Origin of the sequence: Agathobaculum sp. Marseille-P7918 (genome assembly GCF_964248325.1) — a bacterium.
Lineage (GTDB): Bacteria > Bacillota > Clostridia > Oscillospirales > Butyricicoccaceae > Agathobaculum.
The window spans coordinates 150,258-164,931 of record NZ_CAXTXI010000004.1 but is presented as its reverse complement, the minus strand read 5'-3'; the positions used below and the strand labels follow the sequence as shown (position 1 = coordinate 164,931).

The 14,674-nt window shown below is 55.0% G+C and carries 19 protein-coding genes and 2 tRNA genes; 12 read left to right on the top strand and 9 right to left on the bottom strand.

The genetic code is table 11. The features are described 5' to 3' along the window. Positions 1–10 precede the first annotated feature (10 nt). From ACESSO_RS07730 to ACESSO_RS07720, 3 genes are all read left to right on the top strand, one after another. On the top strand, positions 11–463 hold the full coding sequence (locus tag ACESSO_RS07730) for a GNAT family N-acetyltransferase (protein ID WP_373164464.1): 453 nt from the start codon (positions 11–13) through the stop codon (positions 461–463). A gap of 85 nt (positions 464–548) precedes the next feature. Next, on the top strand, positions 549–1,895 hold the full coding sequence (locus ACESSO_RS07725; RefSeq protein WP_373164463.1) for an MATE family efflux transporter: 1,347 nt from the start codon (positions 549–551) through the stop codon (positions 1,893–1,895). Between the two features lie 90 nt (positions 1,896–1,985). Beyond that, the gene (locus tag ACESSO_RS07720; protein WP_373164462.1) at positions 1,986–2,507 is read left to right on the top strand and encodes an HD domain-containing protein; all 522 of its coding nucleotides are present in this window, start codon (positions 1,986–1,988) and stop codon (positions 2,505–2,507) included. 50 nt (positions 2,508–2,557) lie between these two features. On the opposite strand, the gene ACESSO_RS07715 is transcribed toward ACESSO_RS07720, so the two are convergent. The 7 genes from ACESSO_RS07715 to ACESSO_RS07685 all read right to left on the bottom strand — a co-directional run bounded on the left by ACESSO_RS07715 (position 2,558) and on the right by ACESSO_RS07685 (position 6,937). Further along, a complete protein-coding gene (locus ACESSO_RS07715) occupies positions 2,558–2,896 on the bottom strand; it encodes a hypothetical protein (RefSeq protein WP_373164461.1) in 339 nt (112 codons plus the stop codon). 21 nt (positions 2,897–2,917) lie between these two features. Continuing rightward, positions 2,918–3,349, bottom strand: coding sequence for a hypothetical protein (locus ACESSO_RS07710; RefSeq protein ID WP_373164460.1), 432 nt, complete (start codon positions 3,347–3,349; stop codon positions 2,918–2,920). A 14-nt stretch (positions 3,350–3,363) separates the two neighbouring features. After that, positions 3,364–3,675, bottom strand: coding sequence for a DUF2089 family protein (locus ACESSO_RS07705; RefSeq protein ID WP_373164459.1), 312 nt, complete (start codon positions 3,673–3,675; stop codon positions 3,364–3,366). A gap of 114 nt (positions 3,676–3,789) precedes the next feature. After that, a complete protein-coding gene (locus ACESSO_RS07700) occupies positions 3,790–4,281 on the bottom strand; it encodes a GNAT family N-acetyltransferase (protein ID WP_373164458.1) in 492 nt (163 codons plus the stop codon). 2 nt (positions 4,282–4,283) lie between these two features. After that, the gene (locus ACESSO_RS07695; RefSeq protein WP_373164457.1) at positions 4,284–5,057 is read right to left on the bottom strand and encodes an alpha/beta hydrolase; all 774 of its coding nucleotides are present in this window, start codon (positions 5,055–5,057) and stop codon (positions 4,284–4,286) included. Positions 5,058–5,081: 24 nt separating this feature from the next. Beyond that, on the bottom strand, positions 5,082–6,104 hold the full coding sequence (locus tag ACESSO_RS07690; protein WP_373164456.1) for a LacI family DNA-binding transcriptional regulator: 1,023 nt from the start codon (positions 6,102–6,104) through the stop codon (positions 5,082–5,084). A gap of 53 nt (positions 6,105–6,157) precedes the next feature. Continuing rightward, positions 6,158–6,937, bottom strand: coding sequence for an IclR family transcriptional regulator (locus tag ACESSO_RS07685; RefSeq protein ID WP_373164455.1), 780 nt, complete (start codon positions 6,935–6,937; stop codon positions 6,158–6,160). A gap of 193 nt (positions 6,938–7,130) precedes the next feature. On the opposite strand from ACESSO_RS07685, the gene eda reads away from it, so the two are divergent. The 9 genes from eda (at position 7,131) to ACESSO_RS07640 (ending at position 11,684) form a co-directional block, all read left to right on the top strand. Next, the gene (eda, locus tag ACESSO_RS07680) at positions 7,131–7,775 is read left to right on the top strand and encodes a bifunctional 4-hydroxy-2-oxoglutarate aldolase/2-dehydro-3-deoxy-phosphogluconate aldolase (protein ID WP_373164454.1); all 645 of its coding nucleotides are present in this window, start codon (positions 7,131–7,133) and stop codon (positions 7,773–7,775) included. Next, positions 7,768–8,112 (top strand): VOC family protein, encoded by a 345-nt coding sequence (locus ACESSO_RS07675; RefSeq protein WP_373164453.1) that lies wholly within the window; start codon positions 7,768–7,770, stop codon positions 8,110–8,112. The genes eda and ACESSO_RS07675 overlap by 8 nt, the downstream gene beginning before the upstream one ends. Before the next feature lie 24 nt (positions 8,113–8,136). Then, positions 8,137–9,162: a PfkB family carbohydrate kinase gene (locus ACESSO_RS07670; protein ID WP_373164452.1), complete on the top strand. Its 1,026-nt coding sequence runs from the start codon at positions 8,137–8,139 to the stop codon at positions 9,160–9,162. A 225-nt stretch (positions 9,163–9,387) separates the two neighbouring features. Then, positions 9,388–9,463, top strand: a tRNA-Ala gene (locus ACESSO_RS07665). 106 nt (positions 9,464–9,569) lie between these two features. After that, positions 9,570–10,163: a sugar O-acetyltransferase gene (locus ACESSO_RS07660; protein ID WP_373164451.1), complete on the top strand. Its 594-nt coding sequence runs from the start codon at positions 9,570–9,572 to the stop codon at positions 10,161–10,163. Positions 10,164–10,230: 67 nt separating this feature from the next. Next, the gene (locus ACESSO_RS07655; RefSeq protein WP_373164450.1) at positions 10,231–10,590 is read left to right on the top strand and encodes a winged helix-turn-helix transcriptional regulator; all 360 of its coding nucleotides are present in this window, start codon (positions 10,231–10,233) and stop codon (positions 10,588–10,590) included. A 93-nt stretch (positions 10,591–10,683) separates the two neighbouring features. Then, on the top strand, positions 10,684–11,187 hold the full coding sequence (locus ACESSO_RS07650) for a YbhB/YbcL family Raf kinase inhibitor-like protein (protein WP_373164449.1): 504 nt from the start codon (positions 10,684–10,686) through the stop codon (positions 11,185–11,187). After that, positions 11,184–11,468, top strand: a complete 285-nt coding sequence (locus ACESSO_RS07645; protein WP_373164448.1) for a hypothetical protein — start codon at positions 11,184–11,186, stop codon at positions 11,466–11,468. Before ACESSO_RS07650 ends, ACESSO_RS07645 begins: the two co-directional genes overlap by 4 nt. A 142-nt stretch (positions 11,469–11,610) precedes the next feature. Next, a tRNA-Gln gene (locus tag ACESSO_RS07640) sits at positions 11,611–11,684 on the top strand. A gap of 181 nt (positions 11,685–11,865) precedes the next feature. Here the strand turns inward: ACESSO_RS07640 and ACESSO_RS07635 are convergent. Both ACESSO_RS07635 and ACESSO_RS07630 read right to left on the bottom strand, forming a co-directional pair. Next, complete coding sequence (locus tag ACESSO_RS07635; protein WP_373164447.1) at positions 11,866–13,815, bottom strand: S-layer homology domain-containing protein; 1,950 nt, start codon at positions 13,813–13,815, stop codon at positions 11,866–11,868. Between the two features lie 230 nt (positions 13,816–14,045). Then, positions 14,046–14,648, bottom strand: a complete 603-nt coding sequence (locus tag ACESSO_RS07630) for a recombinase family protein (protein ID WP_373164446.1) — start codon at positions 14,646–14,648, stop codon at positions 14,046–14,048. Positions 14,649–14,674: the final 26 nt, after the last annotated feature.

Here is a 14,674-nt window from a genome sequence, read left to right as displayed (position 1 = left end):
AGGTTTTACTATGCTTATCCGGTCGATTGAGTCTGGCGACCGCGATTACTTTATCCGCAGCGTGCAGGCGTTTTATCACTCGCCCGCCGTCTGCCATGAGATTCCCGTGCAAAATGCGGAACGCACCTTCGAGCTGCTGCTGCACGGCAGCCCGTATGCCGACTGCCTGATTGCGGAGGAGGACGGCCGTCCGGTGGCCTACTGCCTGCTGGCGCTGACGTGGTCGAACGAGGCGGGCGGATTGTGTGTCTGGCTGGAGGAGCTGATGGTGGACGAGATGCTGCGTGGCAAGGGTGTGGGCAGCAAAATGATTGCCGCGGTGCATGAAAAATACAACACCGCCGCCCGCTATCGGCTGGAAGTGACCGAGGACAATCCACGCGCCGCGGCGCTCTACCGCATGCTGGGCTTTGAAGAACTGCCCTACCGGCAAATGGTGCTGGACACACCGGTTGCACTGTAACACAAGTGAAAAAAAGACCTGCCGAGGCAGGTCTTTTTTGTTTGCGCGTTTTCTGGTATGATAGAAGCAGAATCGAGGTGGTTTGATGGCGTCGGAAAACAAGATGGGCACCATGCCCGAAGGACGGCTGATTATAACAATGTCCTTCCCAATTATGCTGTCTATGCTGGTGCAGGCCCTCTATAACATTGTGGACAGTGCATTCGTCGCGCGTATCAGCGAGGACGCGCTGACCGCTGTCTCACTCGCCTTTCCGGTGCAGCTTTTGATGATTGCGGTGGCGACCGGCACGGGCGTGGGCGTCAACGCACTGCTGTCACGGCGGCTGGGGCAGAAAAAGCAGGAGGAGGCCAACGCGGTCGCCGTTAACGGCGTATTCCTGTCCGTGTGCTTCTGGCTGGTGTTTGCCGTGCTCGGTCTGCTGTTCGGACGCGGTTTTATCACTCTGTTCACTGACGTACCCGCTGTCATCGACATGGGTACCAGCTATGTGACCGTGGTCACGGTTGCCTCTTGCGGCGTGTTCCTGCTGTTCGTGGCCGAGCGGCTGATGCAGGCGACCGGCAACACGGTCTACCATATGGTTACACAGCTCATCGGCGCAGTACTCAACTGCATTCTCGACCCGATTATGATTTTCGGCCTGTTTGGCTTTCCCGCCCTCGGCACGACAGGCGCGGCGCTTGCCACCGTTCTGTCCCAAATCATTGCAATGAGCATCGGCTTTTTCATCAACGTACGCTTCAACCACGACGTCCGACTGCACCTGCGCGGTTTCCGGCCGGACGGCGGCATCCTTGGTGAAATCGTGCGTATCGGCTTACCCGCAGCGGTGCAGCAGTCGCTGCTGAGCATTCTGACCGTCGGCCTCAACCGCATTCTGATGCCGTTTTCCCAGACCGCCGTCAGCTTTTACGGCGTGTATTACAAGCTGCAAAACTTTCTGTTCATGCCGGTTTACGGCTTGAACAACGCGCTCATTCCGATGATTGGCTACAATTTCGGCGCGAAAAACCGCCGCCGCATCGAGCGCATCACACGCTATGCGCTGTATCTCGCCATCGGCATTATGGCGGCAGGTACCGTGCTGTTTGAACTGATACCCGTGCCGCTGCTGCGTCTGTTCGATGCATCGGACGCCATGCTTTTCATCGGTGTGCCCGCCATCCGCATCATTTCTCTTTCGTTTTGCTTTGCGGGCGCGTCGGTCATTCTGTCGGGCTGCATGCAGGGACTGGGACGCGGCAATGAATCGCTCTGGGTCGCGCTTACACGCCAGTTTATCGTTATCCTTCCCGCAGCGGTGCTGCTGTCCCGACTGAGCCTGACCGCCGTGTGGTTTGCGTTTCCGCTTGCCGAAGCCGTCGGCCTTGTCGCCGCGATTGCGCTGCATCGGCGTGTCACCCGGCGGCTGCTCCAACCCCTCGAGTAAAATGTCACAATAATGTAACAAATTAGTGCTTGTTTTTGTGCAGCGTGCGACATATAATAGAGACAGAAAATAACGAAAGGGGTGAGTCCATTGGACAGCGAGATTCAGCAGCTCGTGGGGCATATTCTGGAGCATCCACGCTTTCAGCAGCTGCGCTTGTTTCAGCATCACGGCGCCGAAAATTCGGTATACGACCACTCGGTTGCCGTAGCGGAGGCGGCCTATGCCATCGCCCGTCGGATGCGTCTGTCCGAGGACGAAACCGCTTCTGTCGTCCGTGCAGCGTTGCTGCATGACTTTTTCGGCTATGACTGGCGCGGTGATTTATTCCGCCGCTATCTGCACCGGTATTCCGGCATCCAGCGCATCATGCGCATGCACGCCTTTGTGCATGGACATATCGCGGCAGAGCGCGCCAGATGCATGTTCGGCCTTTCAAACGAAGAGTGCGATGCCATCGCACGGCACATGTTTCCTCTTGCAGCCATGCCGCGCACGCGCATCGCATGGATTGTCACACTTGCCGACAAAGTCGTCGCTTCCAGAGAAATGGCTGCCGCTATCGGCGGCTATCTGTCCCCCGCACGCCGCAAAGCGTTGCCCGAATCATAAAAAATCACCGCCGTTTGGATGCGTCTGTCCGAAACGGCGGTTTTTTGTGCTTATAGGTCTTGTATGTTCATCTTGTCGAGCTGCTTTTTGCGTTTTTGGCTGCGGCGGCACAGAAAATAAACTGCCAGCAGCACCAGTGTAAAAATGTTGCACTGCACAAACGCTAAGAAGGTGTCACAAATGAGCGAGGCTGTCACCGGCACACCCTTGCCATATACCTCATAATATCCGGCAATGGCAGAAGCGATTGCAAAAATGGAATAGGCCACTTCCAGCGCAGGAAGCACCAATCCCGGCCACCATGCCTTGCGGCGTGACAAAAACACTTGCAGGACAATGACGGCTGCAAGCAGCAACACCATCATCAAAATACGAAACGGCACAAACATCATCTTCCCTCCTTTCTTGGCTTACAGGTCTTGAATGTTCATCTTATCCAGCTGCTTTTTGTGTTTTTGGCTGCGGCGGCACAGAAAATAAACTGCCAGCAGCACGATTGTGGGAATATTGCTAACCAGCAGGAGCACGCCCAGCCGCGCGGTATCGCCCGCCGCCCAGTCATGCGCTTGCTGCACCTGCTGCGCCTGATAGACAACCGCACCGGTCTGCTCATCGACTACCTGTGTTCCACTCACCATGCTGCTCTGCGACAAAAACACAAAGTTACCCACCACAATCAGCAACGACATCAAGAACGATAGCACTGGCATCACCAGCCCCGGCCACCACGCCTTGCGCCGCGACAACCATGCCTGCAGCGCGATAAGCCCCACCAGAATCGCAAGCCACAGACACAGGTTGATTGCGGTCACTACAATTGACATCGTATCGAGTTTTGCCATACAAACGCACCTCTCTACCCATTCGCCGCGCCGTCCGCGCGGCGCTTTTTGTATTCGTGAATCAAAATCTTCGCGGTATCAAAATCCAGCTTGTCATTCACCGCCAGCCGCTTGATGAGTGCAACATACGGATCCTCATCCTCCCGCTCGCCCAGTTCAATCTTCTGAATCAGCCGGTCGAGCCGCAGGCGCACGGTCGGGTAAGTCACGCTGTATTCGCCCGCAATCTGCTTGAGCGACCCGGACGCAAGGACAAACCGCTTGATAAACGCCACGTCCTCTTCCTCCAGCTGCGCCATCCAGCCGGGGATTACCTCAATCGCCATGCACCCACCTCCTTCTGGTATCCTCAGTATATACTTTAATTTTGTTAAAGTCAATCTTTCATTTTATTTTTATCAAAAAGAAAACCACCTCTTTTCGAGGTGGTTTCTTTACGCTTATTCCCGCCGTTTCTGAAAGGCCAGCCGCTCTCCGCGGCCGTTTTCCAAATCAATCAGCCCGCAATAGGTGTACCCCAGCCGCGCGAGCAGACGCTGCATTGGCTTGTTGTCGCGATGTGTGTCAATGCGGATGTTGCCGCACTGCTCCAGACACCACTCCAGACAGTACGCCGCCGCGCCGCGGCCCTGCTCGGCCGCCGCGATGCGGTGCACCACGCCATAGGGCGCGTCATCCAGCCATGCCCCTTCTCGAATCACGCGGTAGGTCGGCTCGCCCGCTGTGGAGAGGAAAAACGTCGCTGCGATACATCCATCCTGTATGCAGACATAGCTGCACCCCGCCGCAATATCCTGCTCCAACGTTTCGCGCGTGGGTGTATGGTCGCCCCACTGGTTCGGATTGCCGTTTTCCGCCATAAAGCGACGCGCACCCGCAAAAATCTCAAGCAGCACCGGCAGGTCCGACCGCTGCGTGTGTCGTATTTCCATGGTCATAACTCCTTCAGCCACTCTGCGCACAATGCCTGCCACCGGGCCAGATGCCGGTCCGGGCGGCGGCCGCGCGCCGGGTCGTAGGTTTCAAAATCCGCCAGCGCCAGTCCGTGCACACCATGTGGAAACAGATGCACCTCATGCGGCACGCCTGCTTTGCGCAGCGCATCTTCCAGCAGCAGCGTATTTTCGACCGGTACGGTTGCGTCGGTCAGTGTGTGCCACAGGAACACCGGCGGCGTGTCCGCATCCACCAGCTTTTCCAGCGAAAATGCCTGTTGCTGTGACTCGTCCTCCCCTGCCAGACGCACAAAGCTGCCGCGGTGCGCATATTCGCCCGCGGTTACAACCGGATACCCCAGTACCGCCGCAAAAGGTCGGTGCAGCGCGAGGTCTGTACCCGCGTCAAACCACTCCGGCTTGTTCCAAACGGCCGCCAGTGTGCCCGCCAGATGCGCGCCCGCGGAAAAACCGCCGACCGCGATGCGGTTTACATCTATACCGAAGCGTGCAGCATTCTTCCGCACCCATGCAACCGCTGCGGACAGCGTGCGCACCGGCTGTCTGCCGAGCGGCACATCTGTGCAGTCATATTCCAGCACAAACGACTCGATGCCGTCCCGCGCAAACGCCCGTGCAACCGGTGCGCCCTCCCGAATCGAGCAAAATTCGTAGCCGCCGCCCGGACAGAGCACCAGCGCGGGCTTTTTCTCCCCCGCCGCCACGCCGAAATGGGTCAAAACGCCGTGCGGCAGCTGTATCTGTTCCATCATGCGCCGATTCCTCCTTCGCTGCCGTTATACATTGTACCGGTTGCGAATATCAATCCGCGCCAAAATGCGTTCGCTTTCGGGTTTTTCTCCCACCAGCAAATAGTCGAGCAGCAGCTCAACCGGCCGCACGCCCTGCAAATGCGCGTCCTGGTCAATCAGAAAGTCAATCAATCCCGCGCGGATGTTTTCCGCGTTGACCTCGGACAGGTCATGACAAATCAGATGCACCTTCCCCTGCAGACCCAGTTCGCGCAGCGCGTCGCACGCGCCAATCTGTCCGTTGACGGAAACATACACACCGCGCAATTGCGGATGCTCCTGCACCGTTCGGCATACAATATCATGAGCAAGCTGCTGATCGTCCCCGCAGGTCTCGGGCGGCAGCAGCTTCAAATCCGGAAAGTGCGACGCGGCTTCATCGCAAAAGCCCTCTACCCGCTGCCGGTGCGACAGGTTGTTTTCCTGTCCCGCCACCACCAGCACCTCGCCGCCGCCGGCGAGCAGCAGGTTCATCAGCCCTGCGCAGGCGCGTCCGCAGGCATAATTATCCGATCCGACATAGCACAAGCGGCCGGATTCCGATAAATCCGTGTTAAACGTGACCACCGGCATCTCATCGGACAGCGCCCGCAGGCGCGCGCGCACCGCGTCATCCTCTACCGGCGTTACCGCAAGGCCGTTCACGCCTTTGTCAACCAACTCGTCAATCGCGTCGAGCTGACGCGAAGCGTCTACCCCCTCCAACGGGCGCAGCAACACCTCCGCCCCCTCGCTTTTCAAGCGCGCACAGGCGCGGCTGGCTTCCTCATATACCATATGCATAAACATGGTTTCCACCGACTGTACAATCACGCCGATTTTAATCGGATGCTTGGCCAATGCCAGCATCCTGCCCGCCCGGTTGGGGCGGTATCCCATTTCCACCGCGATACGCCGCACCCGCGCGGCCACCTTGGGGTCTACCCGTCCGCGGTTATTAAGCGCACGGTCCACCGTGCCGCGCGAAACGCCTGCCAGCGCCGCGATTTCCGCCAATGTAACTGCCATTCATTCACTCCTGTTCTTCCATTCCGGAAACTCCATCCGGTTACGCCAGTGTATCACATCCGGCTCATGCTCCCGCCCAAAGCCGCCGCTATTTCATGGCATGCTGCCAGCAGCGGACCGCGCAGCAATCCGATGCGCTCATCCGACATGCGGCTGATTGGCGCGGAAACCGAAACCGCATAGGACGCACGGCCGCGATAGTCCGGAATGGCGGCGGCAATGCAGCGCACACCCAGCTCGTTTTCTTCATCATCAAGCGCATAGCCCAGCCGGCGTATTCGCTCCAGCTCATGGAAAAAGGCGTCCTCGGACACAATGGTATGCGCCGTCCACGGCTTAACGTCGCTTTGCTGCCAGAGGGCATGCACCTCGCTGTCCGGCCAGGTGGCAAGAATCGCCTTGCCCACTCCCGTACAATACAGCGGCCGGCGCATACCAATACGCGAAAACATGCGAATCGCACCGCGGTCGCTTTCCACCTTATGAATATAAACGATGTCGCGCTCCTCCTGCATCACCAGATGCACCGTCTCCTCCGTTTCCCGGCTCAGACGCTCCATCGGCAGGCGCGCACGCTCCACCACATCCAGATTGTCCATGATAAAGCTGCTCAGTTCGCACAAACGCATGCCGGCGCGATAAATACTGGTCGCCGCATCACGCTGCACATAGCCGCGTGTGCACATGCTCGACAGCAGACGGTGCACCGTGCTTTTATGCAGGCCGGTTTCGGCCGACAACGCACCGATGCTCATTCCATTCCTGCTCTTGCACAGCAGCTCCAGCAAATCGAACGCACGGTCGAGCGACTGCACAGACGAGGATTCTGCCATAATGAGGCTCCTTTCGTTCCGCATTATAAAACTTTGTTCCATTTTAATGTATTTTCACCAAAAAAACAAGGGAAACTTTGCATAGATTGTTTGTGAAAAACTCTTGCAATCTGACGGTAAAGTTTTATAATAAAAGCATCAAATAAATCTATGAAACGGCATTCCATATTATGAAACACGGAGGAAGATTGCAATGAATGAAATGGAAAAAAAGGTTCAGTCCATCGGCGTTGTGCCGGTCATCAAGCTCAACCACCCCGAGCGTGACGCAATCCCGCTGGCCAAGGCCCTGATTGCAGGCGGCGTGCCGGTAGCGGAGGTTACCTTCCGTGCGGCAGGCGCGGCCATCGCCATCAAGGCCATGCGTGAGAATTTCCCGGAAATGCTGGTCGGCGCCGGCACGGTGCTCACCACCGCGCAGGTCGACGAAGCTATGGCTGCCGGTGCGCAGTTCATCGTTACCCCCGGCATGGACCCCGAAATCGTTGCTTACTGCCAGAAGGTCGGCATCCAGATCTTCCCCGGCTGCACCACCCCGACCGATTATCACACCGCCTACAAGTTCGGTCTGGAAGTGCTCAAGTTCTTCCCCGCCGAGCAGTCCGGCGGCATTGCCAAGATTAAGGCCATGAACGCACCGTTCCCGATGTTTAAGATTATGCCGACCGGCGGCATCTCGCTGAAAAACCTCGCGGACTATGTCAAGAATCCGGTTATCGCTGCCTGCGGCGGCTCGTATATGGTCACCGCCGACCTCATCGACAATGGCAAGTGGGACGAAATCACTGAGCTGTGCAAGAAGTCGGTTGAGATCGTGAAAGAGGCGCGCAATGGTTAAGTATTCGCTCGCACATATTGGCATCAACGCTGCAAACAAGGAAGAGGCGCAGAAAGCCGCGGAACTGTTTCAGGCCCTGTTCGGCTTTTCGGTCAAGGAGGGCAACAGCTCCTTTTTTGCCGGCGACATCGAGCTGATGAAGGAGCCGTATATGGGCAAAAACGGCCATATCGCCATCGGCACACCGGATGTTGCGGCGGCCAAGGCTGAGCTGGAAACGCGCGGCATTGTCTTCAACGACGCCACCGCCAAATATAAGGCGGACGGCACCCTGAATGCTATCTATCTGTCGGATGAAATCTGCGGCTTTGCGATTCATCTGGTCGGCAAACAATAATCATAAAAACACGGAGGAAATCACATGAAAATCGTTACTTTCGGCGAGCTGATGGTTCGTCTGCAGCCGTACAACTATGAGCGTTTTGTACAGGCTGACCACCTGGAGTTCACCTTCGGCGGCGGCGAGGCCAACGTTGCCGTTTCGCTGGCCAATTACGGTCTGGACGTGGCTTACGTCACCAAGCTGCCGACACATGCAATCGGTCAGGCGGCGGTCAACTCCCTGCGCCGCTACGGCGTAGACACCAGCATGATCACCCGCGGCGGCGACCGTGTCGGCATCTACTACAACGAGAAGGGCGCATCCCAGCGCGGCTCGGTCTGCATCTATGACCGTGCACACTCCGCCATTCAGGAAGCAACTACCGCTGATTTCGACTGGAACAAGATTTTTGAGGGCGTAGACTGGTTCCACTTCACTGGCATCACCCCGGCGCTCGGCCCGAATGTAGTGGAAATCTGCCGCGAGGCCTGCCAGGCAGCCAAGGCGCACGGCGTAAAAATCTCCTGCGACCTGAACTACCGCGGCAAGCTGTGGACCCGCGAGCAGGCACGCGAGGCGATGACCGAGCTGTGCCAGTATGTCGACGTATGCATCTCCAACGAGGAGGATGCTAAGGACGTATTTGGCATCGAGGCCGAGGCGACCGACATTTACGCAGGCGAAATCAACCGCGAGGGCTACAAGTCGGTTGCCAAGCAGCTGGCTGACAAGTTTGGCTTTGAGAAGGTTGCCATCACCCTGCGCGAGTCCCATTCTGCGTTTGACAACGGCTGGAGCGCCATGCTGTATGATGTAGCTTCCGACGAATACTGCTTCTCCAAGAAGTACGAGCTGCACATCATCGACCGCGTTGGCGGCGGCGACTCCTTCGGCGGCGGTCTGATTTACGCCCTGCTGACCGGCAAGACCACGCAGGAGGCGGTCGAGTTCGCGGTTGCGGCTTCCGCACTCAAGCACTCCATCGAGGGCGACTACAACATGGTAACCGTTGCCGAGGTTGAGAAGCTCGCCGGCGGCGACGGCTCGGGCCGTATCCAGCGCTGATTTTTCTGCAAGCTATTCCGGCTTTGCCGGAGTTGCCACCATATTGATAACCATTCCTATCCTACAAACGCAAAACACCCGTGCCCTCTCCACGCACGGGTGTTTTGCTGTCTGCTTAAAAAATCCCGCAGAATATTGCAGGATATTGCATTTCCTTCTTGACATACGCACAAAACCTGCGTATAATATATTTTGTCGTCAGAATCTGTTGACGGACATTTTGATGGGGGCGTAGCTCAGCTGGGAGAGCGCCACACTGGCAGTGTGGAGGTCATGAGTTCGATCCTCACCGTCTCCACCAAGTAAAACCGACTTGTTTTAGCAAGTCGGTTTTTGTTTTACCTCACCGACCACAGCTGCGCACCATTCGCGGCCATGGCTTGTCATACGGAAAAGGAGAAAACAAGATGGAAATACGCAATATTCTGCAATCCCCGGAGGGGTATGCGGCACAGAACCGCGCTATCCCGCCGGAATTGAAAGCAAAAGCACAGCGGCTTTGCTGGGAATACAATCGCTCTGCTCCTGACCAAAAGCAGGAACGACAGGATATTCTGGCCGAGCTGTTCGGCACCTGCCATCCGCTGACCTTTATCGAACCCAGCTTTCATTGTGACTACGGATTCAACATCCACACCCACGGCCTTACGGTCATCAATTACAACTGTGTGATTCTGGACACCTCGCCCGTCCATATTGGCGCCGGCGCATTTATCGCCCCGGGCGTGTGTCTCAGCTGCGCCGGTCACTCCATCGATGCCGGCCAGCGCTCCGAAGGGATCAGCACCTCCAAGCCTATCCGCTTGGAGGAGGATGTGTGGATCGGCGCCAACGCTGTGGTCTGCGGGGGCGTCACCATCGGAAAGGGTTCGGTTATCGGCGCCGGCAGCGTAGTCATTCACGACATTCCGGCCGGCGTCGTTGCAGCAGGCACGCCCTGCCGCCCGATTCGTCCCGTGACAGAGCAGGACAGAATTCCCTCGGAGCAGATGGCATTTTAAATCCGAGAGCGCAAAAGCATCCAACGCATACGGAACACGATAATAAAAGCAAGGGAGGGGAAACCGCATGAAACTGCGCGAGACTTACACCTGTCCGCTGGAACTGGTGCATGACATGATCAAAGGCAAATGGAAACCCATTATTTTGTGGCGTCTGCGCTTTGGAAAAACCACGCTGGCCCAGTTGGAGCGGGATATCGAAGGCATTACGCAGAAAATGCTGCTGGAGCATCTCAAGGAGCTGACCGCTTTTGGTTTTGTCGATAAAGAGGTGTCCGGCGGCTATCCTCTCAAAACGGAATATTATCTGACCCATCCCCAGGGAGAGCAGATTCTGGCTGCACTGAAGATCATGCAGGAAATCGGCATTGACTATATGATGCGCCACGGGATGGAGGAACCGCTCCGGGAACGAGGCCTGCTATAAAAAAAGCGGATACCCACAAAAAAGTGGGTAATTTACCTTTGGGAAAAACCCTGTTATGATAACCCTGTCAAACATCACAAGGAGGTTTTTCCCATGAAAGTAATCAGTCATGGTATTGTAGACGGAATCATCGAGGATCGCTTCGGCAAGCACGGCGAACATCATAACGAAAACGGTGTACCCAGCTACTCCCTGCCGCTGGAGATTCTGGAAGCCCCCGAGGGCACCAAGAGCTTTGCGCTTTTTTTAGAAGATAAGGATGCCTGCCCCGTCAGCGGCGGCTTTTCCTGGATTCACTGGGTAGCGGCTAACATCACCCGCACCAAGCTGGAGGAGAATGACAGCCAGGCCAATGCGGATTTCGTGCAGGGTCTTAACAGTTGGGTGAGCATCCAGGGCGGACAGCAAAGTCCCGACCTTTCAGCCTGCTATGGCGGTATGGCGCCCCCCAATGAGCCGCACACCTATGAGCTGCATGTCTATGCACTGGACTCGATGCTGGACCTGAAGGACGGCTTCTGGTTCCATGAGATGTTCCGCCAGATGGAAGGACATATTCTGGAGCAGTCCACTATCAAAGGGGTGTACCGCAGTTGAGCGGTCTGGAAGCGCTGATGCTGCTGTGCTTTGGGGCGGCATGGCCCTTTTCCATCGTGCGCTCCTGGAAATCCCGCTCCACCCAAGGAAAAAGTCTGTTCTTCCTTCTGGTACTCATTCTGGGATATCTGGCGGGCATCGCCAACAAACTGCTTTACCATTTTGACGCGGTTCTCTTTCTCTATTTGCTCAACGTCCTGATGGTTTCCGCCGACGCAGTCCTTTGGCTGCGCAACCGGCGATATGAAATCACAAACGCTGCTGCTTCTTCCCAAAAATGAGCCGTCAAAAACGGGGTTTGAGGTCAACCCAAAGAGGTTGACCTCTCCTTTTTAGGAAAAATAAAATTTTCAAAAAAACACTTGACACTCACGTATTGCCATAGTATAATATACAAGTCGCAAGGATGAAAAAAGAAAATACAGCCGAATTGTGTAAAGGTAGCACGACAGACTCTGACTCTGTTTGTGAGGGTTCGAATCCTTCTTCGGCTGCCAACGAAAAGCAGCTTTTCTTCGGAAAAGCTGCTTTTTTTATATTTTAATTACAAAAAAGAGGAACGGCGCTGCCTGTGCTGCGCCGCTCCTCAGGAAAGGGATAGCTAAAAACTTTATACCATTCATACCGCCGGAAACGATACGAAACGGTACTCGTTATGGGAATATCCTTGCCTTTTCATTATTTTGCGATATTTTCACAAAAACGCATCAGAATGGTTGCAACCTCTGCACGCGTTGCATTGCCCACAGGGTTGAGTGTTGTGCTTGTGCTGCCGGTAATCAGACCTTCCGCATTCGCCCACTGCATGGCTGCGATTGCGTAAGAGCTGAGCTGAGAAGCATCTGCATAGCTGTTCAGGCTGTTCGACGCCGTCACAGAGTAACCCTTGAACTGCGCATAACGATACAGAATTGCTGCCATCTGCTCACGAGTCACAGCGGTATTCGGGGCAAAGCTGGTTGCGCTGACACCGTTGACAATACCGTTTGCAGCGGCCCAGTTAACCGCATCCGCATAATACGAACCCGATACTACATCCGTGAAGCCGGAAGACGAAGCTGCCGGTGTATCCTCCAGACGGTACAGGATGGTAACAATCATTGCGCGGTTTGTCGTCGCATTCGGACCGAAGGAGTTCGCCGAAACACCGTTCATCATGCCGTTTTCATATACATAACGCACAGCTTCTGCATACCAGGCCGAAGAGGCAACATCCCCAAACGGAAGTTCCGCAGGCTGCTCGCCGATTTCAGTAAAGGTTGCCTTTACCGTCACGCGGGAATCCGGCATCTTAAAAGTATACTTGCCGTTACCGGCCTCGGTCAGAGTGACAGCCTTGCCGTTCTGATCGGTAACCGTCAGGCTGCTCAGCTCATAGCCCTTATCCGGTGTAACAGTAACCGTAACGGTAGCGCCCTTGGACGCATTCTTCGGGGAAACAGATACGGTGCCATTCTGTGCCGTTGCCACACTTACCGAATAAGTACCCGTGGCAGTGCCGCCGCCACCGCCGCTGGAGCCGCCGGAACCGCCGGAGCTGCCGCCAATTTTTTCGTATTGTACCGTCAGCGCAACGTTCTCCATGGGCATATCTTCAACAAATGTATTGTCTCCTACCGCTTCCATGGTGTTGAACTCGCCCCAGCCAGCCAGATTGCCCGGCTGGAATACCACATACTTTGCCTGATAACCGGTCTCCGGCGTGACTTTCGCTACCAGCTTTGCGCCGGCATCAGCGCGCACGCTGTACAAATTGCCAACTGGATCGGTTCCGTCAAGCGTACCCATGTCTGTTGCATTGTATCTGGTATCTCCGTCCAGCGAATAAATTTCTACCGTGCCATGGTTTCCGCCGCTGGGATAGACGGCAACAAAAATGGAAGAGATATTGCCGGTCTGGGTGCTGCCGATTTCCGCATCTGCATCAATCGTGATATCGGCATCATTCATATCAGCCGGCAATTCGAGCACCTCGACCTTACCGTTAATTACCACAGAAGCGCCCGCTTGAACAGAAATCGTTTTAACATTGCCGTCTACATTCAGCGTGGCACCATTCTCAACGACAATTTGACCATCGACTGCCGCATCTTCCGGCACGACAGCTTCCAGATTTTCACCAATCGTGACCGGCTCCGTATAAGTGCCGCCCTTGATGACCACCTTACCATTGTCCTCCTGATTCATAGCGGCACGGTTCATCGGCATTACGCTCTTCACCGTCGCCGTGTCAGGCGTGAGCTTATAAATCTCTATCGGGCTGCTAAACGTCACATTCGGACCCAATTCCAGCGAACCGTCCACATGAAAGGTGATTTTTCCATCAGCATTGGATGCTTGGACAGAACCGCCCTTGTCCGCATTGCTGCTGTTGATAATCAAACCGCTGTTCTGACCTACATTCAATGTGTCTACCTTCAGAGTGTATGTATCCACATCAATGGTATAGACCGTATTCGTATCCGCTTCGATGGTATACACACTTTTCAGGGTAGCTTCTTCGCTCAGCTTATATGTCCCTTCACCGCTCCACGGAATATCCTCTACGGTATCCGCTGCAAATGCTGCCGGAACCATTGTCAGCACCATGGATGCAGCCAGCAGTGCTGACAACATTCTTTTTTTCATCTTCGCATTTCCTCCTTATTTCAAAATGAAGTCTGTATTTTGGCAAGGCTTTGCCCTCTCACCCCTTTCACAGTTTTGAAAAGTGTACTTTTACAAATGAGGAAAAACGGCGACCTAAAGTTTATGGAAACACTTGAAAAAACTTACTTTTGGTAGTATCATTTTCATGGGTGCTTATCCTTGCTGTAATTCCAAAAAGTACACTTTATTGTATTATTTGTCAGGTTGAATTAAGTGCCTTTTTCTTGACGTAATGCTTTTGCATAAAACGTGCTGGGCGGCATCCCGCACGCCCGTGCTGCCTGTTTGAGCGTCATTTTCCTGTCTCTCCACGCTTGATGTACTTCACCAAAATTTTCCGGTGTTGCAGCAGGTGGTCTGCCGAACTTTACCCCGCGCGCTTTGGCCGCTGCAATCCCTTCTGCCTGCCGCTTACGGATATTGGTGCGCTCGCTTTCCGCCACAAAGGACAAAATTTGCAGCACAAGGTCTGCAATGAACGTTCCCATCAGGTCTTTTCCCTGCCGTGTATCCAGCAGGGGCATGTCCAGCACGCAGATATCAATACCGATTTCCTTTGTCAGCACCTGCCACTGGTGCTGTATTTCTTTATAATTGCGTCCCAACCGGTCGATGCTCAAAACATAAAGCAAGTCGCCCGGCTTTAATTTTTTTATCAATCGCTTATATTTCGGACGCTCAAAGTCCTTTCCGCTTTGTTTGTCTATGTAGATACGGCAATCCGGTACACCCTTGCCTTGCAGTGCAATACGCTGCCTGTCCTCGTTCTGGTCCACGCTGGATACCCGGATATATCCGTAAATATTTCCCATATTTTGTTCCTCCATTCCAATTCATG

What these genes read in the sequence shown, in the direction of transcription:
- ACESSO_RS07730 (WP_373164464.1), top strand. Translation starts at nt 11, where the DNA reads ATGCTTATCCGGTCGATTGAGTCTGGCGACCGCGATTACTTTATCCGC.
- ACESSO_RS07725 (WP_373164463.1), top strand. Translation starts at nt 549, where the DNA reads ATGGCGTCGGAAAACAAGATGGGCACCATGCCCGAAGGACGGCTGATT.
- ACESSO_RS07715 (WP_373164461.1), bottom strand. Translation starts at nt 2,896, where the DNA reads ATGTTTGTGCCGTTTCGTATTTTGATGATGGTGTTGCTGCTTGCAGCC.
- ACESSO_RS07710 (WP_373164460.1), bottom strand. Translation starts at nt 3,349, where the DNA reads ATGGCAAAACTCGATACGATGTCAATTGTAGTGACCGCAATCAACCTG.
- ACESSO_RS07705 (WP_373164459.1), bottom strand. Translation starts at nt 3,675, where the DNA reads ATGGCGATTGAGGTAATCCCCGGCTGGATGGCGCAGCTGGAGGAAGAG.
- ACESSO_RS07700 (WP_373164458.1), bottom strand. Translation starts at nt 4,281, where the DNA reads ATGGAAATACGACACACGCAGCGGTCGGACCTGCCGGTGCTGCTTGAG.
- ACESSO_RS07695 (WP_373164457.1), bottom strand. Translation starts at nt 5,057, where the DNA reads ATGATGGAACAGATACAGCTGCCGCACGGCGTTTTGACCCATTTCGGC.
- ACESSO_RS07690 (WP_373164456.1), bottom strand. Translation starts at nt 6,104, where the DNA reads ATGGCAGTTACATTGGCGGAAATCGCGGCGCTGGCAGGCGTTTCGCGC.
- ACESSO_RS07685 (WP_373164455.1), bottom strand. Translation starts at nt 6,937, where the DNA reads ATGGCAGAATCCTCGTCTGTGCAGTCGCTCGACCGTGCGTTCGATTTG.
- eda (WP_373164454.1), top strand. Translation starts at nt 7,131, where the DNA reads ATGAATGAAATGGAAAAAAAGGTTCAGTCCATCGGCGTTGTGCCGGTC.
- ACESSO_RS07675 (WP_373164453.1), top strand. Translation starts at nt 7,768, where the DNA reads ATGGTTAAGTATTCGCTCGCACATATTGGCATCAACGCTGCAAACAAG.
- ACESSO_RS07670 (WP_373164452.1), top strand. Translation starts at nt 8,137, where the DNA reads ATGAAAATCGTTACTTTCGGCGAGCTGATGGTTCGTCTGCAGCCGTAC.
- ACESSO_RS07660 (WP_373164451.1), top strand. Translation starts at nt 9,570, where the DNA reads ATGGAAATACGCAATATTCTGCAATCCCCGGAGGGGTATGCGGCACAG.
- ACESSO_RS07655 (WP_373164450.1), top strand. Translation starts at nt 10,231, where the DNA reads ATGAAACTGCGCGAGACTTACACCTGTCCGCTGGAACTGGTGCATGAC.
- ACESSO_RS07650 (WP_373164449.1), top strand. Translation starts at nt 10,684, where the DNA reads ATGAAAGTAATCAGTCATGGTATTGTAGACGGAATCATCGAGGATCGC.
- ACESSO_RS07635 (WP_373164447.1), bottom strand. Translation starts at nt 13,815, where the DNA reads ATGAAAAAAAGAATGTTGTCAGCACTGCTGGCTGCATCCATGGTGCTG.
- ACESSO_RS07630 (WP_373164446.1), bottom strand. Translation starts at nt 14,648, where the DNA reads ATGGGAAATATTTACGGATATATCCGGGTATCCAGCGTGGACCAGAAC.